We start from the raw sequence: 14,634 nt of genomic DNA, 5'->3' as shown, positions 1-14,634 counted from the left end.
CCGATCTCGACCGCCCCCGTCGCCGATGCGCCCTTCGACGCCGCTCATCCGGCCTGCGGGTCACCCTTGGTGTAGGTCAGGCGCTCGACCGCACCCGGCTGCCAGTCGTCCTCGATCTTCTTGCCGTTGACGAACAGGTCGATCGCGCCGGCGTCACCGAGGACCAGGTTGATCTTGGAACTGTCCTGGAACGTCTTGGAATCGCCCTGCTTGAGCAGTCCGTCGAAGAGCAGCCGGCCGCTGTGGTCCTTGGCGGAGATCCAGCTGCGTCCGTCGGCCGCGGTGACCTGGACCGTCACCTTGTCCTGCGGGGCGGCGGCGATGGCGCTGTCCGACGGTTCCGGCTCGGGCGCAACCGGCTTCTCGGACTTGGGGGTGGGCGAGGTGGACGTGGTGGGCGTGGCGCCGTCGGCGACGTTCGCCTTGCCGCCGTCGTCGTCGCCCTTGACCATCGTGAATCCGACGAAGCCGATCACCACGACGATCGCCGCGACCATGGCCGCGGTCCAGTTGGGCCCGCGCCGCTCCGGACGGATGCGTTCCGCCTCGAAGAGCGGGGCGGCCGGGGTCGGGGCCGGACGGCCACCGCCGTGCTCGGCTTCGAACTGGGCGATCAGCGGGGCCGGATCGAGGTCCACGGCCTTGGCCAGGGTCCGGATGTGCCCGCGTGCGTAGACGTCGCCGCCGCAGGGCGTGAAGTCGTCCGCCTCGATGGCGTGCACGATGGCGATGCGGACGCGGGTGGCGGTGCTGACGTCGTCGACGGTGAGCCCGGCGGCGATGCGTGCCTGCTGCAGCGCGCGGCCGACGGAGGGGCGGGCTTCCTCGGAAACGTCTTCGAAGGGACGCTCGTCTTCAGGGGAGTTGCCGATGGACACGGGGGCGCCTTTCGAGCGTGTAGCCGCCTGTGCTGGAGGTTCAGTCTAGGAGGGGTACGAGAGGGTGAGGCAACCGGGCGGTGGGACTTTGTACGCCATCGGTATGGCCCGACATCCCGATGGTGGGACTGCAGTGTGCCGTTTCCCTCAAGTTGACGTACGGAGGCGGGAAACGGTTGCTCAATGATCGCTTACGGGTGGGTCACGATCGGCCACCCGGGTGCCCGGAGGTGACGACCCTGTCCCGTCCGCCTACCCTTCAGACTCCCCCCGGATCACCGCGAGCACGCCATCCAGCTCATCAGGCTTCACAAGAACGTCACGTGCCTTCGAACCTTCGCTCGGCCCGACGATGTTCCGGGACTCCATGAGGTCCATGAGCCGGCCGGCCTTGGCGAAACCGACGCGCAGTTTGCGCTGGAGCATGGACGTGGACCCGAACTGGGTGGAGACGACCAGCTCGGCCGCCTGGCACAGCAGGTCGAGGTCGTCGCCGATGTCCTCGTCGATCTCCTTCTTCTGCTTGGTCCCCACGGTGACGTCGTCCCGGAAGACGGGCGCCATCTGGTCCTTGCAGTGCCGGACGACGGCCGCGACCTCCTCCTCGGTCACGAACGCGCCCTGCATGCGTGTGGGCTTGTTCGCTCCCATCGGCAGGAAGAGGCCGTCGCCCTTGCCGATCAGCTTCTCGGCGCCCGGCTGGTCGAGGATGACCCGTGAGTCCGCCAGCGAGGAGGTCGCGAACGCCAGCCGTGAGGGCACGTTCGCCTTGATCAGGCCGGTGACGACGTCGACCGACGGCCGCTGCGTGGCGAGCACCAGGTGGATGCCGGCCGCCCGCGCGAGCTGCGTGATGCGCACGATGGCGTCCTCGACGTCGCGCGGGGCGACCATCATCAGGTCGGCCAGCTCGTCGACGATCACGAGCAGGTAGGGGTACGGCTGGAGCTCCCGCTCGCTGCCCTCGGGCGGCTTGGCCTTGCCCTCGCGCACGGCGCGGTTGAAGTCGTCGATGTGGCGGTAGCCGTAGGCGGCGAGGTCGTCGTAACGCAGGTCCATCTCGCGCACGACCCACTGCAGGGCCTCGGCGGCCCGCTTGGGGTTGGTGATGATCGGCGTGATCAGGTGCGGGATGCCCTCGTACGCCGTCAGCTCCACGCGCTTGGGATCGACCAGGATCATCCGGACGTCCTCCGGGGTCGCCCGCATCATGACCGAGGTGATCAGGCAGTTGATGCACGACGACTTGCCGGAGCCGGTGGCGCCGGCGACCAGCATGTGCGGCATCTTCGCCAGCGAGTCCATCACGTAACCGCCCTCGACGTCCTTGCCGAAGGCGACCAGCATCGGGTCGTCGTCCTCGGCGGACTCCGCGAGCCGCAGCACGTCGCCGAGATTGACCATCTCCCGGTCGGTGTTGGGGATCTCGATGCCGACGGCGGACTTGCCGGGGATCGGGCTGATGATCCGCACGTCGGGGCTGGCGACGGCGTAGGCGATGTTCTTGGTCAGCGCGGTCACCCGCTCGACCTTCACGGCCGGGCCGAGTTCCACGACGTAGCGGGTGACCGTCGGGCCGCGGGTGAAGCCGGTGACGGCGGCGTCCACCTTGAACTCGGTGAAGACCTTCCGCAGGGCGTCGACTATGGCGTCGTTGGCCGCGCTGCGCGCCTTGCCCGGGCCGCCGCGGGTGAGCAGGTCGAGCGAGGGGAGGGAGTAGGTGATGTCGCCGGAGAGCTGGAGCTGCTCGGCGCGGGCCGGCAGGTCGCGGGGCTCGCGGGGCGGCTCCTTGGTCATGTCCAGGACGCCCGCCGGGGGCTTGTCCCGGGCCGGCTTCTCCGCCTTCGGCCCGTCCTGCTGCGGGCGGGCGGCCGGGACCGGCGTCGGAGTGGTCGGTTCGCGGTCGCCGGTGCTCACGCCCTGGGTCAGGTCGGCGACGACCGGCGAGGGCGGCATGCCGTGCAGCACGGCGCCGTCGAGCGCGGAGGCCGCGGCGGCGGCCACGTCCACCGCGTCCAAGGGCCGGTCCACGTCGGGCTGCGGCACCGCGGACCTGCGGGGCCTCGTGCGGCGTCGCGCCGGCGCCTCCTGCTCCGGGCTGCCGGGGTCGTACTCGTCGGGGGCCGGCCGTCTCCTGCGGCGGCTCGCGGGCAGCGCCTCGCGCCACTGCTCCTCGTAGCGCGTGTCGTCCTCGCCGAACTCCTCCGGATCGGGATCGTGGACGAGCCCGAGCCGCACCCCGAGCAGGCGCAGGCGCTGCGGGATGGCGTTCACCGGCGTGGCCGTGACGACCAGCAGCCCGAACACCGTGAGCAGCACCAGCAGCGGCACGGCGAGGACGTCGGTCATGGTGGACGACAACGGCGTGGCCGCGGCCCAGCCGATGAGCCCGCCCGCGTCCCTTATGGCCTGCATGCCGTCCCCGCGCGCGGGCGACCCGCATCCGATGTGGACCTGTCCGAGCACGCCGATGACCAGCGCGGACAGGCCGATGACGATCCGTCCGTTGGCCTCGGGCTTCTCCGGGTGCCGGATGAACCGTACGGCGACGACGGTCACCAGGATCGGCACCAGCAGGTCGAGCCGGCCGAAGGCACCGGTGACCAGGATCTCCACGAGTTCGCCGACGGGACCCTTCAGGTCGGCCCAGGTGCCGGCGGCGACGATCAGGGCGATGCCGAGCAGCAGCAGCGCGAGACCGTCCTTGCGGTGCGCGGGGTCGAGGTTCTTCGCGCCCTGCCCTATGCCGCGGAAGACGGCGCCGACGGCGTGCGCGAGGCCCAGCCACAGGGCGCGCAGGAGCCGGTAGACGCCGCTGGTCGGGTTCGGGGCCGGCGCCGGTTTCCTGGCCGGGGGCTTCTTGGCGGGAGCCCTCTTCACCGGCGGCTTCCTGGCAACGGCCTTCTTCGCCGGGGCCTTCGCGGAAGCGGCGGCCTTCTTCGCGGGCGGCTTCCTGGCTGCGGAGGGACGTGAGGCCATAGGTGTGAGGTTACCGGTGGAGACGTCAGGGGACACGCGTGGCGGTCGCTTCACCCGTTCGTGTCGCACGCGTCGAGGCGCGAAGCTGACGCGCGGGAACATACGGCGATCGGAGTTGACGAGCCCTCAGGCAGGGTGCACTCCGCGGGACCGGGCAAGCCCGGTGTGTGCGCGGTCAGTTCTGCGAGGGCACCGACGACGCGCTGCCGGTTCCGGGCTCCAGGGCGTCCAGCGCCCGCCGCAACCCCGTGAGCTTCCGCTCCAGATGGGCGGCCGTGGCCACCGCGGCGGCGTCGGTCGACTCGTCGTTGAGCTGCTTGGTCAGCGCCTCGGCCTGCTCCTCGACGGCCGCGAGCCGCGCCGAGAGCTCGGCGAGCAGCCCCGCGGGCTCCTTCGCCTCACCGGCGTCCTTGTCGCCGCCCTCCAGCTGGAGCCGCAGCAACGACGCCTGCTCCCTCAGCTGGCAGTTCTTCATGTACAGCTCGACGAAGACCGAGACCTTCGCGCGCAGGACCCACGGATCGAACGGCTTGGAGATGTAGTCGACCGCGCCCGCCGCGTAGCCGCGGAAGGTGTGGTGCGGGCCGTGGTTGATCGCGGTGAGGAAGATGATCGGGATGTCCCGGGTCCGCTCCCGCCGCTTGATGTGCGCGGCGGTCTCGAAACCGTCCATGCCCGGCATCTGGACGTCCAGCAGGATGACCGCGAAGTCGTCCGTGAGCAGTGCCTTGAGTGCTTCCTCCCCGGACGATGCCCGCACCAGCGTCTGATCGAGCGCCGAGAGGATCGCCTCCAGCGCGAGCAGATTCTCCGGCCGGTCATCGACCAGGAGGATCTTGGCCTTCTGCACCATGGCCCGCCCTCCTCGCCCCGGCTTGGGGCCTCCCCTGTCCGCAGGACCTGGGGACGCACCCGTGGGTACCGCCCCAGGGGACGACTCCCTTGCGCCGCCCGTCCTTGTGCCGGTCATCGTAGCCGCACCCCGCCTGTCGCCACACCCTGTCACCGTGATGTCACTGTGCACACAGCAGAAACGCGGCGGGAGACCAGAAGGTTCCCCGGATCCCGTACTTCTACACGACTTCGCGCGCACCGCCTCGGCAACTCCGCATGAACACCGAAGCCTCCCGTCACCTCCGCGTGCCCTCCGGGCGCCGGCCTCACTCCCCCCGCATCCACTGCTGCATCACCGACAACAGGTGATCGGGGTCGACCGGCTTCGTCACGTAGTCGGAGGCACCCGACTCGATCGCCTTCTCACGGTCGCCCTTCATCGCCTTCGCGGTGAGCGCGATGATCGGGAGCCCGGCGAACTGCGGCATCCTGCGGATCGCCGTGGTCGTGGCGTAGCCGTCCATCTCGGGCATCATGATGTCCATCAGCACGACCGCCACGTCGTCGTGCTGCTCCAGCACCTCGATGCCCTCACGGCCGTTCTCCGCGTACAGCACGGACAGCCCGTGCTGCTCCAGGACGCTGGTGAGCGCGAAGACGTTGCGGATGTCGTCGTCGACGATCAGCACCTTCTGACCGCCGAAGCGGACGCCCCTGCGCGACGACCCGGGCGCCGACTCCTGCTGTTCCACGCCAGGCCACTGCTCCGGCTCGGCGGCTGCCGGCCGCTGCTCGAGCGCGACCCTGCGGCGGCGCCGGAACAGCGCGGCCGGACCGTTCTGGGTGTCCCGGTACGACGTGACCTCCGCCGGCGTCTCGGCCCGCGGGGCGACGGGCTCGGCCGACGCCACCAGGTCACCGGCCTCCAGCGCCGGCATGGGCTGGGCGTAGCCGTGCGGCGGCAGTTCGCTGGGGTGCAGCGGCAGGTACAGCGTGAACGTGGAGCCGCGGCCCGGCTCGCTCTGCGCGTGGATCTCACCGCCGAGGAGCTGGGCGATCTCCCGCGAGATGGACAGCCCCAGCCCCGTACCGCCGTACTTCCGGCTGGTGGTGCCGTCGGCCTGCTTGAACGCCTCGAAGATCACCCGCATCTTGCTGGCCGCGATGCCGATGCCGGTGTCGCTCACCGAGAAAGCGATCAGGTCCGCGTCCGGGTCGGTGAGCGACCCGGCCTCCGACAACTGCTCCCGGATGGCCTGCGGGACGTCGTCCCGGGCGGGCCGGATGACCAGCTCGACCGACCCGGAATCGGTGAACTTCACCGCGTTGGACAGCAGGTTCCGCAGCACCTGGAGCAACCGCTGCTCGTCGGTGTGCAGGGTGGCCGGCAGTTCCGGCGAGACCCGTACGGACAGGTCCAGGCCCTTCTCCGCGGTCAGCGGCCGGAACGTGGCCTCCACGTAGTCCACGAGCTGGACGAGCGCGATACGCGTCGGGGAGACGTCCATCTTGCCCGCCTCGACCTTCGACAGGTCGAGGATGTCGTTGATGAGCTGGAGCAGGTCGGACCCCGCACCGTGGATGGTCTCGGCGAACTCGACCTGCTTCGGGGACAGGTTCGCGTCGGCGTTGTCGGCGAGCAGCTTGGCCAGGATCAGCAGCGAGTTGAGCGGCGTGCGCAGCTCGTGCGACATGTTGGCCAGGAACTCGCTCTTGTAGCGCATGGACACCGCGAGCTGCTCGGCGCGCTCCTCCAGGACCTGCCGCGCCTCCTCGATCTCGGTGTTCTTCACCTCGATGTCGCGGTTCTGGCGGGCCAGCAGCTCGGCCTTCTCCTCCAGTTCGGCGTTGGACGCCTGCAGCGCCTTCTGCCGCTGCTCCAGCTCCGCCGACCGCTCGCGCAGTTGCTCGGTCAGCTCCTGCGACTGCGCCAGCAGCCGCTCGGTCTTGGTGTTGACCGAAATGGTGTTGACGCTCGTCGCGATCATCTCGGCGATCTGGTTGAGGAAGTCCTTCTGGATCGCCGTGAACGGCGTGAACGACGCCAGTTCGATGACGCCGAGCACCTTCCCCTCGAACACCACCGGGAGCACGATCACCTGGGCCGGCGGAGCCTCCCCGAGCCCCGAGGAGATCTTCAGGTAGCCGCTGGGCGCGTTCTCCACCAGGATCGTGCGCTTCTCCGTGGCGGCGGTCCCGACGAGCCCCTCACCCGGCTGGAACGACGTCGGCATGGAACCCATGGAATAGCCGTACGAACCGAGCATGCGCAGCTCGAACTGGTCGTCGTCCGCCGCGTTCAGGTCCTCGCCGTCGACCAGCGGCATCGCCAGGAAGAACGCGCCGTGCTGCGCGGACACCACCGGCGTCAGCTCGCTCATGATCAGCGATGCGACGTCGTCCAGGTCGCGGCGGCCCTGCATCAGCGCGGAGATCCGCGCCAGATTGCCCTTGAGCCAGTCCTGCTCCTTGTTGGCGATCGTGGTGTCGCGCAGGTTGGCGATCATCTTGTTGATGTAGTCCTGGAGTTCCTGGATCTCCCCGGACGCGTCCACGTCGATCTTCAGGTTCAGGTCGCCGCGGGTCACCGCGGTCGCCACGCGCGCGATGGCACGCACCTGCCGGGTGAGGTTCCCGGCCATCTCGTTCACCGACTCGGTCAGGTCCCGCCAGGTGCCGTCGACGTCACGCACGCGTGCCTGGCCGCCCAGCTGGCCCTCGGTGCCCACCTCGCGGGCCACCCGGGTGACCTCCTCCGCGAAGGACGACAGCTGGTCGACCATCGTGTTGATGGTCGTCTTCAGCTCCAGGATCTCGCCCCGGGCGTCGATGTCGATCTTCTTCGTCAGGTCACCCTTGGCGATGGCCGTCGTCACCATCGCGATGTTGCGCACCTGTCCGGTCAGGTTGGACGCCATCTGGTTCACCGACTCGGTGAGGTCCTTCCACGTACCGGCCACACCCGGCACGTGCGCCTGGCCGCCCAGGATGCCGTCCGTGCCCACCTCGCGGGCCACCTTGGTGACCTGCTCGGCGAACGCGCTCAGCGTCTTCACCATGGTGTTGATGGTGTCGGCGAGCTGCGCCACCTCGCCGCGCGCCTCGATGCTGACCTGCCGCGTCAGGTCGCCGTTGGCGACGGCGGCGGAGACCTGCGAGATGTTCCGCACCTGGGTGGTGAGGTTCTTGGCCATCAGGTTGACGTTGTCGCTCAGGTCCTTCCAGATGCCCGTCACGCCCGGCACATTGGCCTGCCCGCCGAGGATGCCCTCCGTGCCCACCTCACGGGCCACGCGGGTCACCTGCTCGGCGAACGACGACAACTGGTCCACCATCGTGTTGACGGTGGTGACCAGCTCGAGGATCTCGCCCTTGGCGTCGACCGTGATCTTCTTCGACAGGTCGCCCTTGGCGACCGCGGTGGTGACCTCGGCGATGTTGCGCACCTGGAGGGTCAGGTTGTTCGCCATGCCGTTCACGGACTGCGTGAGGTCCTTCCAGGTGCCCGAGACACCCTGCACCTCGGCCTGACCGCCGAGGATGCCCTCCGTACCCACCTCACGGGCCACGCGGGTGACCTCTTCGGCGAACGACGACAGCTGGTCCACCATCGTGTTCAGCGTGTTCTTGAGCTCCAGGATCTCCCCGCGCGCGTCCACGGTGATCTTCTGCGACAGGTCACCACGCGCCACCGCCGTCGCCACCTGCGCGATGTTGCGCACCTGACCGGTCAGGTTGGACGCCATGCCGTTCACGGAGTCCGTCAGGTCCCGCCACACACCGGCGACACCGGGCACCTGCGCCTGACCGCCCAGCCGTCCTTCCGTGCCCACCTCACGGGCCACGCGGGTCACCTGATCGGCGAAGGAGGACAGCTGGTCCACCATCGTGTTGATGGTGTTCTTCAGCTCGAGGATCTCCCCGCGCGCGTCGACGTCGATCTTCTGCGACAGGTCACCGCGCGCGACGGCCGTCGTGACCTGGGCGATGTTGCGCACCTGACCGGTGAGGTTCGACGCCATGGAGTTGACGGAGTCGGTGAGCTCCTTCCAGGTGCCCGACACGCCGTCCACGCGTGCCTGACCGCCCAGCCGGCCCTCCGTGCCCACGTCCCGGGCCATCCGCGTCACCTGGTCGGCGAAGCTCGACAGCTGGTCCACCATCGTGTTGACGGTGTTCTTCAGCTGGAGCATCTCGCCGGAGACGTCCACGGTGACCTTCTGCGACAGGTCGCCGTTGGCCACCGCCGTCGTCACCTGGGCGATGTTCCTCACCTGTCCGGTGAGGTTGCGGAACGCCGTGTTGACGGAGTCCGTCAGGTCCTTCCACGTCCCCGCCGCGCCCGGCACCTGGGCCTGGCCGCCCAGCTCGCCCTCCACGCCGATCTCCCGCGCCACGCGCGTGACCTCGGCACCGAAGGCGGACAGCTGGTCGACCATCGTGTTGACGGTGTTCTTCAGTTCCAGCATCTCGCCGGCCACGTCCACGGTGACCTTCTGCGACAGGTCACCGTTGGCCACCGCCGTCGTCACCGCCGCGATGTCCCGCACCTGAGTGGTCAGGTTCCGGAACACCGTGTTGACGGAGTCCGTCAGGTCCTTCCACGTCCCCGCCGCCCCGGGCACGTTCGCCTGACCGCCCAGCCGCCCCTCCGCCCCGACCTCGTTGGCGACCCGCGTGACCTCGTCGGCGAAGATCCGCAGCGTCTCGGTCATCTGGTTGATCGTCTCGGCGAGCTGCGCGACCTCGCCGCGCGCGGGCACCGTCACCTTCCGCGACAGGTCACCGTTGGCGACCGCGGTCGTCACCTCGGCGATCCCGCGGACCTGCGCCGTGAGATTGCCGGCCATCGTGTTGACGGAGTCGGTGAGCTCCTTCCACACACCGTCCACCCCGGGCACCTGCGCCTGACCGCCCAGAGCCCCCTCGGTGCCGACCTCGCGGGCGACGCGTGTCACCTCGGAGGAGAACGCGGAGAGCTGGTCCACCATCGTGTTGACGGTGTTCTTCAGCTCGAGCATCTCGCCCTCGACATGCACGGTGACCTTGCGGGAGAGGTCACCGCGCGCGACGGCGGTCGTCACCAGCGCGATGTCGCGCACCTGCGCCGTCAGCCGCTCCGCCATCGTGTTGACGGAGTCGGTCAGGTCTTTCCACGAACCCGACATACCCCGCACCTGGGCCTGACCGCCCAGCTTGCCCTCGGTACCCACCTCACTGGCCACGCGCGTGACCTCGTCGGTGAAGGTCGACAACTGGTCGACCAGGTTGTTGACGGTACGGCCGACCTTGAGGAACTCGCCGCGCAGCGGATGCGCCGTCCCCTCCGGCGACTGCGTCCGCAGCTCCATGCGCGGCGACAGGTCACCCTCGGCCACCGCCGACAGCACCCGGCTCACCTCGGAAACCGGCCGCACCAGGTCGTCCACCAGCGCGTTGGAGTTGTCGATCGCGGTCGCCCAGGAGCCCTGGGAGGCGCCCGTCTCGAGTCGCTCCGTGAGCTTTCCCTCCCGGCCGACCATGCGCCGCACGCGCGCCAGCTCACCCGTCAGGTGGAGATTGCGGTCGGCCACCTCGTTGAAGACCGCCGCGATCTCCGACATGACTCCGTCGCCGGACACCGTGAGCCGCTTGCGGAAGTTGCCGTCCCGCATCGCCAGCAGGGCCGCCAGGAGGCGGTTCAGGGCCGCCGTGTCGACCGTCGTGGTCCCGCCCCGTGCCCTTCCCGGCTTGCCCAGGGACTGTCCGCCTTTCGCGCGCGTCGTCTTCGTGCCCCGCGTCGCTGCGCCAGACTCCACTGTGTCCCTCCCGCAGGGGTCGACCGTTACCGCTGTGCCCGGGCGCACCACCAGGGTGCTCCCGTTGCTTCTGCGCTTTTCCCGTATGACTGCGATGTCCCGCCCGACGTTCCCGGGCGCCACCAGGGGCTGCTGCCCAGCCGCCGCGAAGGACACACCGCCTGCCAGGACCTTCACTACAAGCCTGCCCAGTGTTTCACCCTCACCGAACCAGGCCATAACAGTTCGGCAGCTTCGCACATCGTCCGCACACCCGCCGGTGAGCAGACACCTCCGGACGGAAACACAGCGGACCGGCATCCGCTCGGACCGCGAAGGTAAGTAACCTTGCATCCGGCTGTCCAGCCACGCCGGTCCGTCCGGCCTGGGCGGTGGCACGGAGACGAGCGGGCATCGGAGGGGCGGCCGCACACATGACCACCGGACTGATCCCGGGGGAGCAGCCCCCGGACCCACGGCCGGCTGACGGCCTGCCGCACCCGCGGCGCGCGCCGGTCGGCCACGAAGACCCCGTCGAGAACCGGTCGAGGAGTTCTGTGATCACCGCGCGCGCGGCCGCCACCTTCGAGCCCGTCGGACGGTCCGTCGCGAGCGCCCGTTCCTTCGTCCGCGACACCCTCCAGGGCTGGGGATTCGGCGACATCGTCGACGACGCCGTCGTTCTCACCAGCGAACTGGTCACCAACGCCGTGGTCCACGCCGGCACCTCCGCCGACCTGCTGTGCCTGCGCAGCGACGACGGCGTACGGATCGAGGTGGCCGACCGGTATCCGGAACGGGAGGTCCCCCTCCAGGGCTCGCCCGTCAACATGGGCAGCCCCGACCGCGAGGGCGGCCGCGGACTCCAGCTGTGCGCGGCTCTGGCCGGCCACTGGGGCGTGGACTACACGCCCACCCACAAGACCGTCTGGTTCCGGCTCGACCTTCCCGAGCGCCCGGTCGGCACCCGCGCGGCCGGTCCCTCCCTGCCCGCCCACCTCCTCCCGCTCGCCGACACCCGGGTCCGGGTCGCCGTCGTCCAGATCGACCGGGTCGGCTCCATCGCCGCCTGGAACGAGGACGCGGAGGACCTGTTCGGCTACTCCGCCGAGCAGGTCACCGGTAAACCGCTCACCGACCTCGCGGCCTGGCCGCACACCCCGGGCACCGGCACCGGCATCGCCGACGCGCTGCGGCTCTCCCGCTGGGAAGGCAGCTACGGCATCAGGGGAGCCCACGGCCGGGTGATCCCGGTGTACGCCTCCCACCTGCGTGTCCGCGACACCGACGGAGAGCCGTCAACCGTCTGTCTGCTCGTGCGGGACCACGAACGGGCGGTTCTGCAGACCCCTCTGCGCGGCCCCGCGTCCGACAGCGGCTCCGAGGGGCCAAGCACCGACCCGTTCGAGGTCTTCATCGGCTCCCCCGCACCGGACGACCTCGACGGCCTGCTGCAGCGCACTGTGGAACGCGCCCGCGACATGCTCGACGGCGACTCCGCCTTCCTGCTCCTCGCCACCGACGACGAGACGGAGCTGGAGGTCCGTGCCTCCACCGGCCTCCCCTCGGCCCGCCAGCGCTTCGCCCGCGTGCCCGTCGAGGCGGGCCCCGGCCGCTACGGCTCCGCCCGCATGCCCGCCGTCCATGAGGATCTCACTGCCGTCCCCGGCGCGGTCCCCCTCCTCAACGGCACCGGCATGCGCTCGGTCGTCACCGTCCCGCTGAAGGTCGAGGGCCGCCTCACCGGCTCCCTCGGCGTGGCGGCCGAGGCGCCCGGCAGGTATTCCAATGAAGAGGCGCTGCGCCTGCAGTTCGCGGCGGACCGCATCGCCCTCGCGGTGGAGTCGGCCCGCCTGGGCGAACTGGAGCGTCTGCGCCGCGGCTCGCTCAGTTTCCTCGTCGAGGCCTCCGACCTGCTGGCCGGCACCCTGGACCGGGACCAGACGCTGGCCCTGATGGCCCAGATGACCGTCCCTACCCTCGCCACCTGGTGCGCCGTCTACACGATCGCCGACCAGGCCTCCGAGCCGTATCTGTCCTACGTGCTCCACGAGGACGAGGAGCTGATCGACGGCATCAAGTCCCTGCTGTCGAAGATCCCCCCACCGGATCCGGTCCCGACCCCCGGCGCCCGCGTCTGGTCGGCTCCCGCGGAGGTCGCCCACCAGGCGGCCCTGCGCACCTCCATGCGCAGCCTCGGCCTCAGCGGCGGTCCGGCCCAGCAGGTCACCAAGGGCATCGGCCCGACGCTCGCCACGGCCTCCGCGGTCGGCGGCGAGACCGTGGTCCTCCCCCTGGTCGCCCGCAACCGCGTCATCGGCATGCTCACGCTCGGCAAGCCGACCGACGAGCACTTCCGTCAGGAGATCCTGGAGCTCGCGGAGGACCTTTCCCGGCGTGCCGCCCTGGCCCTGGACAACGCCCGCCTCTACTCCGAGCGCACGGCCATCAGCCAGTCCCTGCAGCGCAGCCTCCTGCCGCCGGAACTGCCCACGATCGAAGGCGTCGAGGTCGAGGTCATCTACCGCGCGGCCGGCGAGGGCAACGAGGTCGGCGGCGACTTCTACGACCTCTTCCCGATCAGCGACGGCGCCTACGGCTTCGCCATCGGCGACGTCTGCGGCACCGGCCCGAACGCGGCGGCCGTCACCGGCCTCGCCCGGCACGCGCTCCGCCTGCTCGCCCGCGAGGGCCTCAGCGGCCCGGCGGTCCTGGAGCGCCTCAACTCCGCGATCCTGGACGAGGGCGCCCGCAGCCGCTTCCTCACGCTCCTGTACGGCGAGATGCGCCCCCAGGAGGACGGCAGCGCCGAACTGAAGGTGGTCTGCGCGGGCCATCCCCTCCCGCTCCGTCTCCGCCCGGACGGCACGGTCGAACCGGCCGCCGAACCGCAGCCGCTCCTGGGCGTTCTGGAGGACCTCGACCTGTACGAGGAGACGGTCACCCTCGATCCCGGAGACGTTCTTCTCTGCGTCACCGACGGAGTCACCGAACGCCGCGAGGGCCCCCGGATGCTGGGCGACGACGGCCTGGCCGAGGTCCTGACGACCTGCACGGGCCTGACGGCCGGCGCGGTCGCCGCCCGGATCATGCGCGCCGTGGAGCGCTTCGCCACCGATGCGCCGTCCGACGACATGGCCATCCTCGCCATGCGCGTTCCCGGCCTGCAGACGGATTAGCGCACGCCTTGCCGTAGGACATGAGAAAGGCCCCGCCCGAAGGGGCGGGGCCTTTCTTTCGGAGCCCCCAAACGGAATCGAACCGTTGACCTTCTCCTTACCATGGAGACGCTCTACCGACTGAGCTATAGGGGCCTGTTGCCTCTTGGGAGGTTTCCCCCGCAGCAACGGAATAGATCATACCCCGAACCTCCCCGTGCTCCCAACCACGCTCAGACGGCCGGTTGCAGAAGACCGCCCAGCGCATTGCAGGCGGACGCGATGCGCTGCATCTCCCTCTTGGTCAGCGTGCCGTCCACCGGGAGCGCGAGCGCCTCGTCGGCAGCCCGCTCGGTCTCGGGCAGGGACACGCACCGCCGGAACTCGGGGAGCCGGTGCACCGGCGTCTTGACCGGGACCCGGCAGTCAACGCCCTTGGCCCGTATGGCCCGTGCGAAGGCGTCGCGATCGGGCCGCCCGTTCCCGGGCACCCTCACCACGTACTGCTGGTAGGTGTGCCCGGCTCCGCCCTCGGGGGTGCGCACGCCCCTCAGCTTGGCGTCGAGGAACGCCGCCCGCTCCCGCCGCTGCGCTATCTCGTCGAACGGGGCCTCGGTCTCCCCGTGCTCCAACACCAGCAACCCGCGCCGCCGGCCGAGTGCGTGCAGCGGCCCGACGTCGGCGGGCCTGCCGAAGCGGTGCACGACAACGACGGCCGCTGTGCGCGGAGTTACGGCCGCGTCGACCGCGGCCGGCTCCAGGCAGTACGTCGCCGGGTCTATGTCGGCGAACACCGGCAGCGCCCCGGTCGTCGCCACAGCGTCGGCAAGCTCCACGTTGCCGAAGGCAGGTAGGACGACCTCGTCACCGGCTCCGACACCCGCAGCCCTGAGCAGTGCAGCAGTACCCATGGGAGGGATGCTGGTTGCGCAACGTGAACTTCAAGTGACGCAGAACAAAAAAGGGTTGGACCCTGAACCGAAGTTCGGGGTCCAACCCTTTGAAGAA

Annotated in this window: 6 protein-coding genes and 1 tRNA gene; 1 reads left to right on the top strand and 6 read right to left on the bottom strand. The window is 70.0% G+C overall.

Going from position 1 to position 14,634, the window contains the following annotated elements; all coding sequences use genetic code 11:
- Window positions 1-44 precede the first annotated feature (44 nt).
- The 4 genes from BU52_RS06875 to BU52_RS06860 form a co-directional block, all read right to left on the bottom strand.
- The gene (locus BU52_RS06875) at window positions 45-878 is read right to left on the bottom strand and encodes a helix-turn-helix domain-containing protein (RefSeq protein WP_037929828.1); all 834 of its coding nucleotides are present in this window, start codon (window positions 876-878) and stop codon (window positions 45-47) included.
- Between the two features lie 252 nt (window positions 879-1,130).
- On the bottom strand, window positions 1,131-3,857 hold the full coding sequence (locus BU52_RS06870; RefSeq protein ID WP_200881161.1) for a DNA translocase FtsK: 2,727 nt from the start codon (window positions 3,855-3,857) through the stop codon (window positions 1,131-1,133).
- A 175-nt stretch (window positions 3,858-4,032) separates the two neighbouring features.
- Complete coding sequence (locus BU52_RS06865; RefSeq protein ID WP_037929825.1) at window positions 4,033-4,710, bottom strand: response regulator; 678 nt, start codon at window positions 4,708-4,710, stop codon at window positions 4,033-4,035.
- A 307-nt stretch (window positions 4,711-5,017) separates the two neighbouring features.
- Window positions 5,018-10,489 carry a HAMP domain-containing protein gene (locus BU52_RS06860; protein ID WP_037929822.1) on the bottom strand — a complete coding sequence of 1,824 codons (5,472 nt, stop codon included), beginning with the start codon at window positions 10,487-10,489 and terminating at the stop codon, window positions 5,018-5,020.
- A gap of 413 nt (window positions 10,490-10,902) precedes the next feature.
- Here BU52_RS06860 and BU52_RS06855 point away from each other — a divergent pair, with 413 nt between their 5' ends.
- On the top strand, window positions 10,903-13,647 hold the full coding sequence (locus BU52_RS06855; protein WP_037929819.1) for a SpoIIE family protein phosphatase: 2,745 nt from the start codon (window positions 10,903-10,905) through the stop codon (window positions 13,645-13,647).
- A gap of 62 nt (window positions 13,648-13,709) precedes the next feature.
- Here BU52_RS06855 and BU52_RS06850 read toward each other — a convergent pair.
- Window positions 13,710-13,782, bottom strand: a tRNA-Thr gene (locus BU52_RS06850).
- Between the two features lie 77 nt (window positions 13,783-13,859).
- On the bottom strand, window positions 13,860-14,522 hold the full coding sequence (locus BU52_RS06845) for a DegT/DnrJ/EryC1/StrS family aminotransferase (protein WP_037930342.1): 663 nt from the start codon (window positions 14,520-14,522) through the stop codon (window positions 13,860-13,862).
- Between the last annotated feature and the right edge of the window lie 112 nt (window positions 14,523-14,634).

The sequence above is a fragment of the Streptomyces toyocaensis genome (assembly GCF_000725125.1).
Lineage (GTDB): Bacteria > Actinomycetota > Actinomycetes > Streptomycetales > Streptomycetaceae > Streptomyces > Streptomyces toyocaensis.
The sequence above is the reverse complement of the archived record's forward strand: the minus strand, read 5'-3'. Positions and strand labels throughout refer to the sequence as shown.

Bases quoted from the DNA above. Each gene is read 5' to 3' on its own strand.
- BU52_RS06870 (WP_200881161.1), bottom strand. From the start codon at position 3,857: ATGGCCTCACGTCCCTCCGCAGCCAGGAAGCCGCCCGCGAAGAAGGCC.
- BU52_RS06865 (WP_037929825.1), bottom strand. From the start codon at position 4,710: ATGGTGCAGAAGGCCAAGATCCTCCTGGTCGATGACCGGCCGGAGAAT.
- BU52_RS06855 (WP_037929819.1), top strand. From the start codon at position 10,903: ATGACCACCGGACTGATCCCGGGGGAGCAGCCCCCGGACCCACGGCCG.